Genomic DNA, 14,573 nt, shown 5'->3' with positions numbered 1-14,573 from the left:
GTAATTAGTGATTAGTGCTTTGTGGCCAGTCACAAGTTTTCTGGTATTCACCAATCACCAGCTTAGTAATTAGTGATTAATGATTAGTAATTAGTGATTAGTGCTTTGTGGCCAGTCACAAGTTTTCTGGTATTCACCAATGACTGATTACTAATCAATAAAAAACCGCCGCTAGCAATAGGGCGGGATGGTTAAGCAATCGGAGGGTAACTCTAGGTTACTTGATTAATCTAGGATTCTGTTGTAGCAAATTTTACCAAATACCCCTGACTGTCTAGCTTTTACCATAAGCATTAATTGGTTCTTTGATAAGCCGGATATATAAATGCTTAAAGGTAGACCTAATTACTCGAGGCATACCAAAATCAATCGGTTTCATAGTATCAGGTAGTTTCCAATCCCTCACTTGGATTTCTAGAGGTCGATGGTAAGGAAAGTCAATCTCTGCTAAGTCTGGCAACAACCCCAGCCGTTTTTGAGCTGCCAGGGTAGGAACCAGGGTTGGTTCAACATTTAGAATTTCCACTATTGAGCGGTCGAGAGCAAAGACATCCTCCGATGCTCCTAAGATCCCTAAATGTCTGGGTTCACCACCAATCGGACCATTCCCTTCCTGACCAATAATGCCATCAATAATAGTCAACTGCGGATTAATCGCCCGTGCTGTTTCCACCAGCATTTCCCCAAAGCGAATCTCATCCTTACCTGCTTCCATATGCCACCAGGCTTTCATTTTTCCCGGAACACAGCCGAATAAATTCTTCACCCCCATGGTCAGGGTCAACTGCATGTGGGATTTTACCTTCGGTAGGTTAATCACCACATCCGCATTCATGGCCTCTTTAGACAAACGCAGATGATTAAAGGTGTCGCTAGCAGTTTCATAACCCTTGCCGTGGAATTCAACAATAGGGATATCAAGTTCTGCCATCATTGGCAGATAGCCGTTTGCCTTAGCCACACCCCTAGCACTCCCAAAGGCTGGGCTATCTCCGAAAAAGGGTTTACCCCCAGCTTCTTTGACTAGTTGAGCGACGCAGTAAACAATTTCAGGGCGAGTGATACATTCTTTACCAGGACGACCAGCAGTAAGTAAATTAGGTTTAAGCAGAACCGAATTACCTTTCTTAACAAAAGCACTCATCCCTCCCAAAGGTTCTAGCAGCCTTTCCAAGGAAGCTCGTAAGAGTTGTCTATTATAGGAATCAGCATGAATTAAACTAACAGTTTGCATAATTTAATAGTTTTGATGTCAGGGGAAAATGATCAATTGTGTATTGTTATACCAATTTCCTATCAAAGAGGTAAACTTATAGTAGACTTGGGGATTGGAAATTTTTCAGCTTGTTTCCTGCTGCCAACAGATAAGTTACATTTTTCAATAAAATCTGGTATTATTCCAGGAGGAAGTTGCCTATCGTAGCAATTATCTGTTGTAGTATGAAAATCTTTTACTCTAGGGTGGCAGATTCCTAGCTACACACGTAGAATAAGAATACATAGTGCATCTACTGAGTCTTCAATGTATCTACAACTTGTCAGTTGCGTCTGCGGTCTTGTATCTAGGTTGAGCCTTAAATAATCCCTCTAGGTCATGTTTAGGTTGAAAGCGTTATTCAATCGTTTCAGGGTGTATCAGTAAACGCATTTGTCCTACTCCAGGGTTTTAAGGACAGTACCTGGATACAGTAGTGCACTTACCAAACTTTTAAAGGATGTGGATTTTAACAAAATGTTTCTAATTCTCTAACTTCTCTAATCCTGAAGTGTTTACTCTCCTGAGGAAGAATGGTTCCTTGTGTCATTCGTTCGATGCCGGGAAGTGTATCTAATTTGTAACCAATCAACGTTTCCGTTGCCCAATTTAAGGCTAGTTTTCAGGAAGATCGGAATTTTCTGTTGAAGCTAAAAATACCTATATCACTGGATAATACCGATGCTCTGTTGACTGAAATCCTATCTATGGCACGGGTTAATCGCCACTTAAGGCAAAAAAATTTCACATTCAGCCGACGTTGCCAGATTTTCCCTGGTTAAAACGTTTTGTAGCAAGCAGGCTGAACAAAATAACATAATCAGTCAAACGAGGTGAACACACAAATGATTAAAGTACAGGCTCCTGATTCCATCCTATTTCCAGAACCAGGCGTAGGCAAAGTAGAACATACCATTACCTCGACCAAGCCTGGGCGAGTCAAATTTAAAGCCACATACTGGCCCGCCCGGTTATGTGATCATGATTCCCAAGTTACCCTTGTGCCTGATGACCTCGTTACTGTGGTGGGCCGACACGGGATTACGTTGTTGGTGGTTCCTGCAGGCTATATTTCCCCTGGCAATTCACCAGATGGTGAACCGGAAGTTGAAGAACCTAGTCAATCTCAGAGCTTGGGATGGACTCAGAAACTGAGCTCAGTCTTTTCAAAACGGGGTCGCTAGAGTTTAACTAACCGTAAGCTTATGCGCTAGGCGCACGCTAAGCGAACAGCTATCAGCAGTCAGCTGACGCACTACTGGAAAAGCTTCCCTTTGCCTAACCAGTTAATGTTCTCGCAGCCAGGATAAATAAACAAAGTTCAGACGTTATATGTAAGATATATAACGTCTGAATGTGGAATTTTGTTTCGTGGTCAAGCTTGCATCTAAAGCTTGCATCTTATGTTATTTCCGGATAATTACCATGAATCAAAATCTCACCATCCCCCCATCTCCATCTGTAGTCTTAATTTTAAGAATTGGTATAAGTCGGTCGGTTCTCTTGCACTCATCTAACCAAGGACAAATCACATTCAAGCTTAGTCAAGCCATCGCACCTGGACAAAATGGGCTGGACGTCCCCACATATCAGATGTTTCCCTAATGTCTACAATCGCCAGGTTAAAAGGAATGGCAGTAGTTAAGTACCGTTGCGCTAAGTTACCCAAATCAGGTGTTAGTTGAGTAGCAGCTACCGCAGCAAAGCCAAGGCCCAACAGTTGTTCAATCGGTCCTCGCGGCAGTAACAGATGAACGGCCAACCCTAGTCCAGCACCTAAAAATACTGCTACTGAGAGATTCGTGCCGCACCGGGGGTGGATAGCCATATCCCATTCTCCCCGAGTCAGTCGCTCTAGGGCAGTTGGTACTGCTCGTCTCAAGTCAGGCAAATTTACCTGACCATAGAGATAAAATCCTTGGTCAGTTGATAGTCCTCCTATAGAATTATTATCTGATGGAGGAGTGATACGGCTTGCACCAGCACCACTAACACCATAGCGCTGACTTAGAACCCAGACAGTAGCATGTTCCAGAGCATGAACCTGACGCACCATGAGAATCTCTTTTAACCCTGGAACGAAATTCATCTGCCTCAGCAAATCCGTATCCTGGGTCGGTTGAGGGGCTGTAAAATCAAAGTCCCAAAAGTTACTGGTGTTTAAGGAAGCAGAATCACTCATGGCAGGAAACATGCAAAAGCAGGTTCATGGATATCAGACACTTTCACTGTAGCATTGTGTCCGATTGAATACTTTTCATTCCTAAACATTCAGCTGAATGTTTAGGAATGATAGCTTAATGGTTACAAAACGTTATTATTCTTAGTTGTTCGTCAATTAACCATTAAAAATTAAATAAAAATTAACCATTAACAATAAATATAGCTCCTCGCTGTTCTAGCTCAGGTTTAATTTGATCAGGCAAAACTGCGTTGTACCAAAATTTAGCACCTTGGACATTGGCTTTCTGAAGATTACTACCAAATAGGTTAGTACCCATCAAATTTGTCTGACTCAAGTCAGCATTAGTCAGATCGACGTGACGCAGTTGAGCATAACTGAGTTCACTACCACTGAGGTCTCCATAACTCAACTGAGCATGACTTAATTGAGCATAGCTAAGGTTAGTCTTCCTTAAGCTAGCATAATTCAGAGAAGCACCACGCAGGTGAGCCTGAGTAAGGTTAGCACCATCTAAGTTTACGTGATTGAGATTGCTATGGTTTAGCGTGGCTTGACAGAGGTTGGCTTGACACAGGTTAGCGTTGTTGAGGTTAGCTTGCTTCAAGTTGGCACCCCTGAGGTTGGCATGATTGAGCTTAGTATCGCGTAAGTCAGCTCGATTAAGGTTAGCACCACTAAGGTTGACCCCACTGAGTTTGGCATTTTGCAAACTAGCACCACTAAGGTTGGCATCGCTCAAATCAGCATTTTGTAAGTCAGCATGAACCAGATTACTCTCGTTCAAACTGGCATTGCTTAGATTTGCTTGCTGTAAATTAGTACGACGTAAATCAGCACCGCCTAGGTTAGTACTACTCAAATCAGCACTATTCAAGTCAGCTGTTATTAACTTGACACCACTAAGATTAGCACCGCTTAAGTTAGCGCCACTGAGTTTGGCAAGGCTTAAGTCAGCCTGACTTAAATTGGCACCACTAAGATTAGCACCACGCAGGTCAGCAGCCCTTAATTTCGTATTACGTAAATCGGCACCACTAAGATTAGTACCACGCAGGTCAGACCCTTTTAATTGGGGAAAAACTCGATAGCTATCCGAATAAATAACCCTGGAATTATCTGGCTGTTCATCTTCGATTTTAATGAGATTATATTGAATATTTTGAGTGTGAATTGCTATCACAATATTGAAAACTTCCAAAAAATTTATAAACCACTTACACTCTTGCTCTGGAGAGTTTTCGTAATAGCGAATTATTTTAGCAATACAAACGTCTAAATGAGCTTTTACATACTTACAAATTAAAACTATTTTGAGCAATATACTAACAAGAGTTAGCGGGTCTTCTTGAGTTGTTAGTAAAATAAATAGAGGAGATGGTTCCTGACTATCTTCAGTTGTAAAAAGCTCAACTAATCTTCTGCAGGTGCGCAGAATTAAGTCGAGGGTTATAGTAGATTGGTTATAGTCAATGTAGAGTTGATCGATTTTTTGAGAAATTTTGGTATTTACTATGGCTAAGGATTTATGATTATGTACGTAAGTTAATAAATATTTTTTCAGACTTTGTTTAAAGTCTCTATAATTTAGATTTTTAATTTGCTTAACAAAAATACGGGCTTGGTAATTGTAATTAGACCATAGCTGTTTAGATTCAATTTTTTTAATAATATCAATAACTTCGTTTCCTATATTTGTCGGATTATATGTGTCTTCAGGTTTTAATACAGGAGAATTATAGTGAACTGTATACCTAGCTAAATCAAATGTAAATTTTTCTGTTAATTGCTTGGCTATATCTATAGCAATTTTTCGCTGTTCTATGGGATTTTTATGATCAAGATATTGAGGAACTAATAAATAAGACGCATAGCGAGAGCTCCAATAACCTCTTTTGGCATTTGAATTGATTTCATTAAAAAGCTTTAGTTGATTATAGTCATCACTATCAATAAAAATAACTAGCCAATTGATCTGACGGTTAACTAGCTTAGAAAAGCTATTTTTGGGTTTAGTTTTACTCTTGTCAATACTCTTGATTAATTTGGTTATATAGTTGAAGTTGCGTTGAGAATACCAATTATTTATTACTATATAGCATGAGCGTTTAAATGTATTAGCAAATACTTTATAATCGTTGTGTAAAATTATTTCTAATAATGCCTTATTTACCTCTAGGTTTGCAGTCATTTCACAAGAGATGAACAATTGCTTAAAGTCTATAAAAATGGTTTCTGGATGATTTTCCTTTACCTCCTTCAAAAAAAACTGATATATGACTTCTTGATAACGCTGAATGCTTTGCTGTTTCGGGAGTTCAGGTTCAGTAATATCCGCCTTATTAATATCATCCTGCTTGGGGTGATTATTGGGGGAATTATTGGGGGAATTATTGGGGTGATTATTGTTGTTCCTTGAGATGCTCTCTACCATAGAGACAAATTCCTTTATTATATATATTATATAGAGATTTGAATTTGAACAGCAAGTTTAGACAAACCAGCGACTCCTGAAAAAGGTAAAATTGAGAGCAATGACTTTAGCCAATGAGTAATGTAATTTGCCCCGGTGGTCATTAGTAGCTATAACCATCTCTGAGAGTACTGTGGAAGTTAATGTAAATTGTGCCCAAGACTGCATCAACGGTTGTATCTTAGGTGACAAATGCCCCAATCAACAATACCTGGCTGAGGCATCCCAGTTCATTCACGATACTTCATTGGACAAAATGTTGGAGTTGGCAGAAGAAGCACGACTCAAGAAACTATCTCAACCTCCCAAATGGGTGATTCCCGACTTTCCTGAGTAGAAAACTCTCACCCGTAAGCCAAAAGCGCCTGATTCTATGGGAACCTAAGAGAATAAATACGAAAACCTACTATTCTCGCTACGCCAAAGTAATTAACAGGTTATGCAAACTTTAAGCACACCTCAAAGGGCTGCTACACTACCAGCTTTCGATACTAGTATCCACCGCCGTCAAACCCGCCCTGTCAGAGTGGCTAATGTCACTATTGGCGGGGGATACCCGGTGGTGGTGCAATCGATGATTAATGAAGATACTTTAGATATCGATGGTTCCGTTGCTGCTATTCGCCGCTTGCACGAGATTGGTTGCGAGATTGTCCGTGTCACTGTGCCGAGTATGGCACATGCTAAAGCTCTAGCCCAAATCAAAGAGAAACTAGCAGCGACCTATCAACCGGTGCCTCTAGTAGCTGATGTCCATCACAATGGCATGAAAATTGCTCTGGAAGTTGCCAAGCATGTGGATAAGGTGCGGATTAATCCAGGATTGTATGTCTTTGAAAAGCCCAAAGCCAATCGCAGTGAATACACTGAAGCTGAATTTAAGGAAATTGGGGAAAAAATTCGGGAAACCCTAGAACCCCTAGTCATTTCCCTCCGTGACCAAGGTAAAGCTATGCGCATCGGAGTCAATCACGGTTCCCTAGCAGAACGGATGCTGTTTACCTATGGTGATACCCCAGAAGGGATGGTGGAATCTGCTCTGGAATTTATTCGTATCTGTGAATCCCTAGATTTCCGCAATTTGGTGATCTCCCTCAAGGCTTCACGGGTACCTGTGATGCTGGCCGCCTATCGCTTAATGGTACGGCGGATGAATCAGTTGGGGATGGATTACCCGTTGCATTTAGGTGTTACTGAAGCCGGGGATGGGGAATATGGACGGATTAAGTCTACGGCTGGTATTGCTACTCTGCTAGCTGAGGGAATTGGTGATACGATTCGTGTCTCCCTTACGGAAGCCCCAGAAAAAGAGATTCCTGTTTGCTACAGTATTCTGCAAGCTCTGGGATTGCGGAAAACTATGGTGGAGTATGTGGCTTGTCCGTCCTGTGGTCGTACTTTATTTAATTTAGAGGAGGTGCTGCATAAGGTTCGGGAAGCTACTAAACACCTCGCTGGCTTAGATATTGCTGTGATGGGGTGTATTGTTAATGGTCCTGGGGAAATGGCTGATGCTGACTATGGTTATGTAGGTAAGCAAGCTGGCTATATTTCTCTGTATCGCGGTAAGGAGGAAATTAAAAAGGTACCTGAAGATCAAGGAGTAGAGGAATTGATTAATTTAATTAAAGCTGATGGTCGCTGGGTGGATCCTTGATAATTTTTGAATTAAAAGTATAAAAAACTATACTTATCACGTAAGCATATGCGCTACGCGCAGGCTACGCCAACAGCTATCAGCTATCAGCTATCAGCTTTGGGCCTGTGGCCAAGCTACTGTTCGCGCAGCGTGCGCGTAGCGCAATCGGTGCTTTTGAATACAGCGTTTTTCATAACTATAAGGTGAACAGGATTTTTGCCCACTTCCAACTTCCGTCTTCCGTCTTCTCTGTTCCCTGTTCCTGTGATCCGCTTTTCCCTAAAACCCATGAATCTGTACCTAACTCAATGGAAAACCGCTATAAAATAAGCTGACCACTGACGGCTGACCGCTGTTCGCGTAGCGTGCGCGTAGCGCATATGCTTACTGGTAATCAACAATCACCTCAGTCCCTTTTCCCGTAACAACCCATCAGCCCAAGCTGCATCGGATTCTGACAACACCGGTACTGGTTCGCGAGTATAATCAATAACAAAGCTATACCCTGAGCGGTCATAGACTCCGCTAAATAACTCTTGTAAATTGACAAGGGGTTCAGCATCTTCTGGTTGCAAAGGGAGTGGAAAGGTAGGAATCGAATCTGGCAAATTAAAGGCATATAAATCAGCTTGAGGGCGGCGATGAGTTTGACTGACCAGAATTCGATAATGGCTCTGAATGCCATTACTTAAGGTAGGCATAGGTTCCCACTGACGCAATAAATCAATTTCCACTAAATGGGTTGAACTTCCTAATATAGTTTGACGCTTTCTTTCATACTGGTTGCGTCCTTCTCCTGAGCGTTTATTCGTCGGGGAAAGAACTTCAAGCGCTGTCACCAGGTTACTTGTGGCGATATCCCGTATCTCTAAATGTCCTTGCCTAACTTGTTCAGGAATTGGTAAAATAATCGTTTTTGGTTTACTTGGCGTTGAGGCGACAGCAATATTAGTTTTTGTGGGATTGGTTTTTGTAGGATTGGGTGTTATCTGAGTTAGTTTTACTGCTGCATCGGGAATGCCAACTAGGACTGAATCTGTTCCTATAGTTTGATAGATTCGCTCTTCAATAAGAACTTGATATTTGGGAAGCAGTTGGGGAGCCAGGGAGTCGGCAATTGCAGTAATTAGTCGATGATGAACATTCGGCCAAGCGCTGGGATGCTCTACATAGGGATCCATTCCTGGAAAAGGAGAAGGAGGCATGATTGTCTTTCCCCAATGCTTTATTGGATAATTATAGCGCTTCTCGCCTTAATTTCAATTAAAAAGTATCAATTAAAAATTGACAATTAGCAATTAACCTCCTCATCACTCGATCAGCTGATCATGGATTTACGTAGTTTTAGAATTACTTGACCGATGCTGTCACAAGCCCTAGAGCAATGGCGAGAATCATGCATCTGACTCATCACCTAACTCTTTGAGTCTAGCTAGCAATTCCTCTACCCGCTTTTCTGCGAGTTCTCTTTGTTGCCGTTCAGCTTGAGCTTGTTGTTGAGCCGCTTGAGCTCTCTCGTCTGGTGTTGGTACCAATTGCTGATCTTCACTGAAAAACCTTAGCTGGGAATTATGCACACCTAAAAATAATTCCAATTGCTGACTCCACAGCCACCCCTGAGTATTAGGGTCGAGGGGTTGATACTGGCCTCCCATCAGGCGAAATCCCTGGAAATCGAGGGTATCGGGGTGAAACCAGAAATATTCTGGTGTTCTGAAAGTGTCTTGGTAGAGGATTTTCTTTAATCCCTTGTCAACTTTAGCTGTACTGTTAGAGAGCAGTTCAATTATCACATTGGGATATTTTCCTTGTTCTGCCCATAATACCCAACTTTTGCGGGGTCGATTTTCCGTACCAAGAACCACAAAAAAGTCGGGTCCTCTAAAATCTCTGGTGGTAATATGCTCAGGACTGAAATAGATAGTGAGATTCCCAGTAGCATAGAAGTCGCTTCGTTCTCGCCACGACCACTTCAGGCAAGCGAGTAACAGCTCAATTTGATCTCGATCGCGATCGCTTTCCAAGGGTGGTTCATCACTCCATAAATCACATGGTGGAATGATAATACTTTCTGACTCAGCCATTACATCTACGGACGCAGTGGCTTCTGAATTCTTGGCAACGGTCATAGCACTCACAGGCAAAATGGCTACCTCTAGTTTGACAGCTTTAATCGAAATGGTTAACTGAACCGTTGACTGTCAACGATCAACGGTCAACCCTCAACAAATCGGGGCTCTTGGGTAAAAGCTGGATAAAAAGCTGGATGCTTTGTAAAAGCTGGATAAATAACTAGGGAATAATTTGGCAAGCAAGCATATAATAGTCAGGATCTAATAACGTTCATCTCACCACAGAGCAACCACTATGCCCCGCCGCGACGATATTCACAAAATCTTGCTCCTCGGTTCTGGTCCGATTGTGATTGGACAAGCCTGTGAATTTGACTATTCCGGGACTCAGGCTTGTAAGGCACTCCGGGAAGAAGGCTATGAAGTGGTACTGGTAAACTCTAATCCAGCTAGTATCATGACTGACCCGGAAACGGCTGACCGTACCTACATCGAGCCCCTAACTCCAGAAATCGTCGAGAAGGTGATCGAAAAAGAACAACCATGTGCTTTACTGCCAACCATGGGGGGTCAGACGGCTCTGAATATTGCGGTTGACCTAGCTAAGAATGGGGTTTTGGACAAGCATGGAGTGGAGCTAATTGGGGCAAAGCTAGAGGCCATAGAAAAGGCTGAAGACCGCCAGTTGTTCAAGGAAGCAATGGAAAGGATTGGGGTAGGGGTCTGTCCTTCGGGAATTGCGAATAATCTCAAGGAGGCTAAAGCGATCGCACAAGAAATCGGCTCTTACCCGCTGATTATTCGCCCGGCTTTTACCCTGGGGGGTAGTGGTGGTGGCATTGCCTATAACAAAGAAGAATACGAAACAATGGCTCAGGGGGGTTTGGATGCTTCGCCAGTGTCTCAAATCCTGGTGGAAAAGTCTTTGTTGGGCTGGAAGGAGTATGAGTTAGAGGTCATGCGAGATTTGGCAGATAATGTCGTGATTATCTGCTCCATTGAAAATGTTGACCCGATGGGGATTCATACTGGGGACTCGATTACTGTTGCTCCCGCTCAAACCCTGACGGATAAGGAATACCAACGGTTGCGGGATTACTCGATTAAAATTATTCGGGAGATTGGGGTTGAAACCGGAGGGTCAAATATTCAGTTTGCTGTGAATCCCATCAATGGCCAGGTCATTATCATTGAGATGAATCCTCGGGTTTCTCGCAGTTCTGCCCTAGCCTCGAAAGCAACAGGGTTCCCGATTGCTAAGTTTGCTGCTAAATTAGCGGTGGGATATACCCTCGATGAAATTCCCAACGATATTACTAAACAAACTCCTGCTTCCTTTGAACCAACTATTGACTATGTGGTAACTAAGGTACCCCGGTTTGCCTTTGAGAAGTTTCCCGGTAGTAAACCAATCCTTACGACTCAGATGAAGTCAGTGGGAGAAGCCATGGCAATTGGAAGAACCTTTCTCGAATCGTTTCAGAAAGCGTTGCGCTCCCTGGAAACTGGACGGTTTGGGTGGGGATGCGATCGCAAAGAGAAGCTGCCATCTCTCGAACAAGTGCGCTATGGTTTACGAACCCCGAATCCAGAACGTATCTTCACGGTGGGTCATGGTTTGATGCTAGGGATGACCCTAGAAGAAGTACAGGAACTCACAGGAATTGACCCCTGGTTTTTGGATAAATTGGCGGAATTGCTGGAAACCTCAAAATTCCTCAAACGTAACCCATTGCAGACCTTGAACAAAGAGCAGTTATGGGCAGTCAAACGTCAGGGATTTAGCGATCACCAAATTGCTTTTGCTACCAAGACCTCGGAAGATGAGGTGCGTGAATACCGTAAGCATCTAGGAGTAGTACCAGCCTATAAGCTAGTAGATACCTGTGCAGCAGAGTTTGAGGCATTTACACCTTATTATTACTCCACTTATGAGGAAGAGTCGGAAGTGATACCTTCGGATCGGCGGAAGGTGATGATTTTAGGTGGGGGACCAAACCGGATTGGTCAGGGAATTGAGTTTGACTATTGCTGTTGTCATGCATCTTATGCTCTGAGTAAGCAGGGATTTGAGACAATCATGGTCAACTCCAACCCAGAGACAGTTTCTACAGATTATGATACAAGCGATCGCTTATATTTTGAGCCCCTGACCAAAGAGGATGTACTCAATATTATTGAGGCGGAAAATCCAGAAGGGATTATTGTTCAATTTGGGGGACAGACACCGCTTAAGTTAGCAGTGCCGTTGCAAGAAGCCTTAAAGGTTAGCAACCAACAACTGGTAACCCAAATTTGGGGAACTTCTCCCGACTCAATCGACGTAGCTGAGGATCGGGAGCGGTTTGAGAAGATTTTGCGGAAGTTAGATATTAAGCAGCCACCCAATGGAATTGCTCGCAGTTATGGGGAAGCACTAGAAGTGGCGAAACGGATTAGTTATCCAGTGGTGGTGCGTCCGTCTTATGTGTTGGGGGGACGGGCTATGGAAATTGTCTATTCCGATGAGGATTTGAAACGCTACATGAAGTTTGCGGTGCAGGTGGAACCAGAGCATCCCATTCTGATTGATAAGTTTTTGGAGAATGCAGTAGAGGTAGATGTGGATGCGATCGCAGATCATACTGGTCAGGTAGTGATTGGCGGCATCATGGAACACATCGAACAGGCGGGGATTCACTCCGGAGACTCTGCTTGTTCTTTACCCCACACCTCTCTAACACCCGTTGCTTTGGAAACTATTCGCACTTGGACCTACCAGCTGGCCAAAGCCCTGAAGGTGGTGGGGTTGATGAATATTCAATTTGCGGTGCAAGGGGAAACCGTTTACATTCTCGAAGCCAATCCTAGAGCATCCCGAACAGTTCCCTATGTCTCCAAGGCAACAGGGGTACCCCTGGCCGGGTTAGCATCTCGGGTTATGTCCCGTGAGACCTTGGAATCCCTTGGGCTTACTGAAGAAGCTAGCCCTAAGCACATTGCAGTCAAAGAAGCGGTATTGCCCTTTGAGAAATTTCCTGGTACAGACACCCTCCTCGGACCAGAAATGCGTTCTACTGGGGAAGTAATGGGGATTGACACAGATTTTGGCAAGGCATTTGCCAAAGCAGAATTAGCCGCTGGTCAGCGTTTACCCCTGTCTGGCACAGTGTTCGTTTCCACCAATAACCGAGACAAGCAAAATGTAGTACCAGTGGCGAAAGACTTAATTGAGTTGGGATTCGAGCTAGTGGCAACGGATGGCACTCGCAAGGTACTGCAAGAGCATGGACTGGATGTGGAGTTGGTGTTAAAACTCCATGAAGGACGTCCCCATGTCTTGGATTGGATTAAGAATCAAAAGATTCAGCTAATTATTAATACCCCTTCTGGAGAAGATGCCTATGCCGATGGGCTGTTAATTCGTCGAACAGCATTAGGCTATAAGATTCCGATTGTAACTACAATTGCTAGTGCTAAAGCAACAGCAGCAGCAATTCGTTCACTACAGTCCCAACCACTGGGAGTTAAAGCTCTACAGGACTATATCACGAATTAGGTTTTGCTCTCACAGCCGTAGGGTGTGTTAGGGACGGGCTCGGCCTAATTTTCTCGGTAGCCAGTGTTAGGATAGCCCGTCCCGTAACGCACCGCCAGGCTTTGGACTACCGTGCTCCTGAAACCCTCTTTATTATTGCCTATTGCTAGCATGCCTATTGCCTATTGCCTATCAGGGCTATTTCATTCTCATGAAAGCTAATAAATGCTAGGCTTACAAGTTAGCTGAGAGTTTCATGAGTGACCATGCGTTTGTCTGCCCAATCTGCCCCTGCTGTCTCAGTTCCTAGCCTCGCCCCAGAGGAGTCACCCCCTCAGGGCATCGAGATTCTAGAAGCCTTTGCCAACATCCCAGATGTACGCAAGGTTTCTGGGAAACGGCATCAAGTAGCTCTGTGTTTAGCCCTGTAACCCAGGGCCATTGCAGCTGGAAACCGAGGTTTTCTAGCCATTGGGGACTGGCTCAACAGTTATCGAGACGAATTGCCCCCCGCTATTCAAGCCCCCGAAGGATAGGATTCCTTCCTACAGCACGATTCGCCGTGTCCTGGTCACCCTAGATTACCACCAGTACTCTGCGGCCCTGGCTCGCTTCTTTGGCATTGAACCCAAGCCCTTGAGAAACCTTAGCTGTAGATGGTAAAGTCTTACGGGGCTCATACCAACGTTCTTGGTGATAATCCTGGTTCTCCACCTCACCGAGCGATTATGCTGGTTAGTGCTTATCTGGTTGAGCGGGGTCTGATTCTCGAACCCTATCAGGTGGATAGCAAAACAAACGAAATCAAAGCCAAACCGCGAGTTTATTACACAACTGGCTGTCAAGGGTGTGGTGTTCGCCTTTGATGCGATTAGCACTCAAAAAAAACGGCTCAGTTGATCATTGAGAGTGAAAATCACTACCTAGGTGCCCTTAAAGGCAATCAGGGTAACCTATTCAAAAGCGTCAAAGCCCACTTTGTTCCTCAACAAAGTCATACTGAAGTAAGTATTGGGCATGGACGCATCGAAAAGCGCTCGGTTAGCCTCTGCACACAACTCGAACACATCTTGCCCTGGCCAGGGCTAAAAACACTAATCCGAGTGGAGAGTGTTCGACAATTCAAAAAAGGGAAACAACACCAGCTGGAAACCGAAACACGCTACTATGTGGCTTCTTTCATCGAGTCTGCGGAATCCTTTGCCCAACGTATTCGGGGGTATTGGGGGGTAGAAAACAAAGTCCATTATGTGCGAGATGTCACTCTCGAAGTTGATGCTTCTCGCATTCGCATGCATCAGTTACCTCAAATCTTTGCAGTTGCTCGTAATTTCGCGCTGAATATCTATCGCTCCAATGGCTTCTCCAATATGGCTCAAGCCTAGCAGGGGGACAACGAAGCTTGTAACATAGACAGGGCTTGTTCTCTAGCCCG

The 14,573-nt window shown here is 43.8% G+C and carries 11 protein-coding genes and 1 pseudogene; 7 read left to right on the top strand and 5 right to left on the bottom strand.

Annotation, left to right across the window (positions count from 1 at the left end; translation table 11 throughout):
• Window positions 1-274 precede the first annotated feature (274 nt).
• Window positions 275-1,234 carry an Npun_F2552 family protein gene (locus tag AC4II3_RS24925; RefSeq protein ID WP_488011409.1) on the bottom strand — a complete coding sequence of 320 codons (960 nt, stop codon included), beginning with the start codon at window positions 1,232-1,234 and terminating at the stop codon, window positions 275-277.
• Between the two features lie 866 nt (window positions 1,235-2,100).
• Between AC4II3_RS24925 and AC4II3_RS24920 the strand changes: the two genes are divergently transcribed.
• Complete coding sequence (locus tag AC4II3_RS24920; RefSeq protein WP_488011407.1) at window positions 2,101-2,439, top strand: NfeD family protein; 339 nt, start codon at window positions 2,101-2,103, stop codon at window positions 2,437-2,439.
• A gap of 356 nt (window positions 2,440-2,795) precedes the next feature.
• Here AC4II3_RS24920 and AC4II3_RS24915 read toward each other — a convergent pair whose 3' ends face one another.
• Together AC4II3_RS24915 and AC4II3_RS24910 are read right to left on the bottom strand one after the other, a co-directional pair.
• The gene (locus AC4II3_RS24915) at window positions 2,796-3,437 is read right to left on the bottom strand and encodes a DUF6391 domain-containing protein (protein ID WP_488011405.1); all 642 of its coding nucleotides are present in this window, start codon (window positions 3,435-3,437) and stop codon (window positions 2,796-2,798) included.
• A gap of 181 nt (window positions 3,438-3,618) precedes the next feature.
• Complete coding sequence (locus AC4II3_RS24910; RefSeq protein WP_488011403.1) at window positions 3,619-5,871, bottom strand: pentapeptide repeat-containing protein; 2,253 nt, start codon at window positions 5,869-5,871, stop codon at window positions 3,619-3,621.
• Window positions 5,872-6,043: 172 nt separating this feature from the next.
• On the opposite strand from AC4II3_RS24910, the gene AC4II3_RS24905 reads away from it, so the two are divergent.
• Both AC4II3_RS24905 and ispG read left to right on the top strand, forming a co-directional pair.
• Window positions 6,044-6,247 (top strand): hypothetical protein, encoded by a 204-nt coding sequence (locus tag AC4II3_RS24905; protein WP_488011401.1) that lies wholly within the window; start codon window positions 6,044-6,046, stop codon window positions 6,245-6,247.
• Window positions 6,248-6,349: 102 nt separating this feature from the next.
• Window positions 6,350-7,567 (top strand): (E)-4-hydroxy-3-methylbut-2-enyl-diphosphate synthase, encoded by a 1,218-nt coding sequence (gene ispG, locus AC4II3_RS24900; protein WP_488011399.1) that lies wholly within the window; start codon window positions 6,350-6,352, stop codon window positions 7,565-7,567.
• A gap of 383 nt (window positions 7,568-7,950) precedes the next feature.
• On the opposite strand, the gene AC4II3_RS24895 is transcribed toward ispG, so the two are convergent.
• Window positions 7,951-8,754, bottom strand: coding sequence for a DUF4058 family protein (locus AC4II3_RS24895; RefSeq protein WP_488011397.1), 804 nt, complete (start codon window positions 8,752-8,754; stop codon window positions 7,951-7,953).
• A gap of 189 nt (window positions 8,755-8,943) precedes the next feature.
• Entirely contained in the window at window positions 8,944-9,678 is a 735-nt protein-coding gene (locus AC4II3_RS24890; RefSeq protein ID WP_488011415.1) for a Uma2 family endonuclease, read from the bottom strand.
• A gap of 238 nt (window positions 9,679-9,916) precedes the next feature.
• On the opposite strand from AC4II3_RS24890, the gene carB reads away from it, so the two are divergent.
• From carB to AC4II3_RS24870, 4 genes and pseudogenes are all read left to right on the top strand, one after another.
• The gene (gene carB / locus AC4II3_RS24885) at window positions 9,917-13,159 is read left to right on the top strand and encodes a carbamoyl-phosphate synthase large subunit (protein ID WP_488011395.1); all 3,243 of its coding nucleotides are present in this window, start codon (window positions 9,917-9,919) and stop codon (window positions 13,157-13,159) included.
• 245 nt (window positions 13,160-13,404) lie between these two features.
• Window positions 13,405-13,569 (top strand): hypothetical protein, encoded by a 165-nt coding sequence (locus tag AC4II3_RS24880; protein WP_488011393.1) that lies wholly within the window; start codon window positions 13,405-13,407, stop codon window positions 13,567-13,569.
• 225 nt (window positions 13,570-13,794) lie between these two features.
• A complete protein-coding gene (locus AC4II3_RS24875; protein WP_488011391.1) occupies window positions 13,795-14,004 on the top strand; it encodes a hypothetical protein in 210 nt (69 codons plus the stop codon).
• Window positions 14,005-14,031: 27 nt separating this feature from the next.
• Window positions 14,032-14,523: pseudogene (locus AC4II3_RS24870) on the top strand (ISAs1 family transposase); the annotation flags it as partial.
• Window positions 14,524-14,573 lie beyond the last annotated feature (50 nt).

Source organism: Moorena sp. (assembly GCF_982860115.1).
This window is presented reverse-complemented; position numbering and strand designations above follow the sequence as displayed.

What these genes read in the sequence shown, in the direction of transcription:
- AC4II3_RS24890 (WP_488011415.1), bottom strand. Translation starts at nt 9,678, where the DNA reads ATGACCGTTGCCAAGAATTCAGAAGCCACTGCGTCCGTAGATGTAATG.
- AC4II3_RS24875 (WP_488011391.1), top strand. Translation starts at nt 13,795, where the DNA reads ATGGTAAAGTCTTACGGGGCTCATACCAACGTTCTTGGTGATAATCCT.
- AC4II3_RS24925 (WP_488011409.1), bottom strand. Translation starts at nt 1,234, where the DNA reads ATGCAAACTGTTAGTTTAATTCATGCTGATTCCTATAATAGACAACTC.
- ispG (WP_488011399.1), top strand. Translation starts at nt 6,350, where the DNA reads ATGCAAACTTTAAGCACACCTCAAAGGGCTGCTACACTACCAGCTTTC.
- carB (WP_488011395.1), top strand. Translation starts at nt 9,917, where the DNA reads ATGCCCCGCCGCGACGATATTCACAAAATCTTGCTCCTCGGTTCTGGT.
- AC4II3_RS24895 (WP_488011397.1), bottom strand. Translation starts at nt 8,754, where the DNA reads ATGCCTCCTTCTCCTTTTCCAGGAATGGATCCCTATGTAGAGCATCCC.
- AC4II3_RS24920 (WP_488011407.1), top strand. Translation starts at nt 2,101, where the DNA reads ATGATTAAAGTACAGGCTCCTGATTCCATCCTATTTCCAGAACCAGGC.
- AC4II3_RS24880 (WP_488011393.1), top strand. Translation starts at nt 13,405, where the DNA reads ATGCGTTTGTCTGCCCAATCTGCCCCTGCTGTCTCAGTTCCTAGCCTC.
- AC4II3_RS24915 (WP_488011405.1), bottom strand. Translation starts at nt 3,437, where the DNA reads ATGAGTGATTCTGCTTCCTTAAACACCAGTAACTTTTGGGACTTTGAT.
- AC4II3_RS24910 (WP_488011403.1), bottom strand. Translation starts at nt 5,871, where the DNA reads ATGGTAGAGAGCATCTCAAGGAACAACAATAATCACCCCAATAATTCC.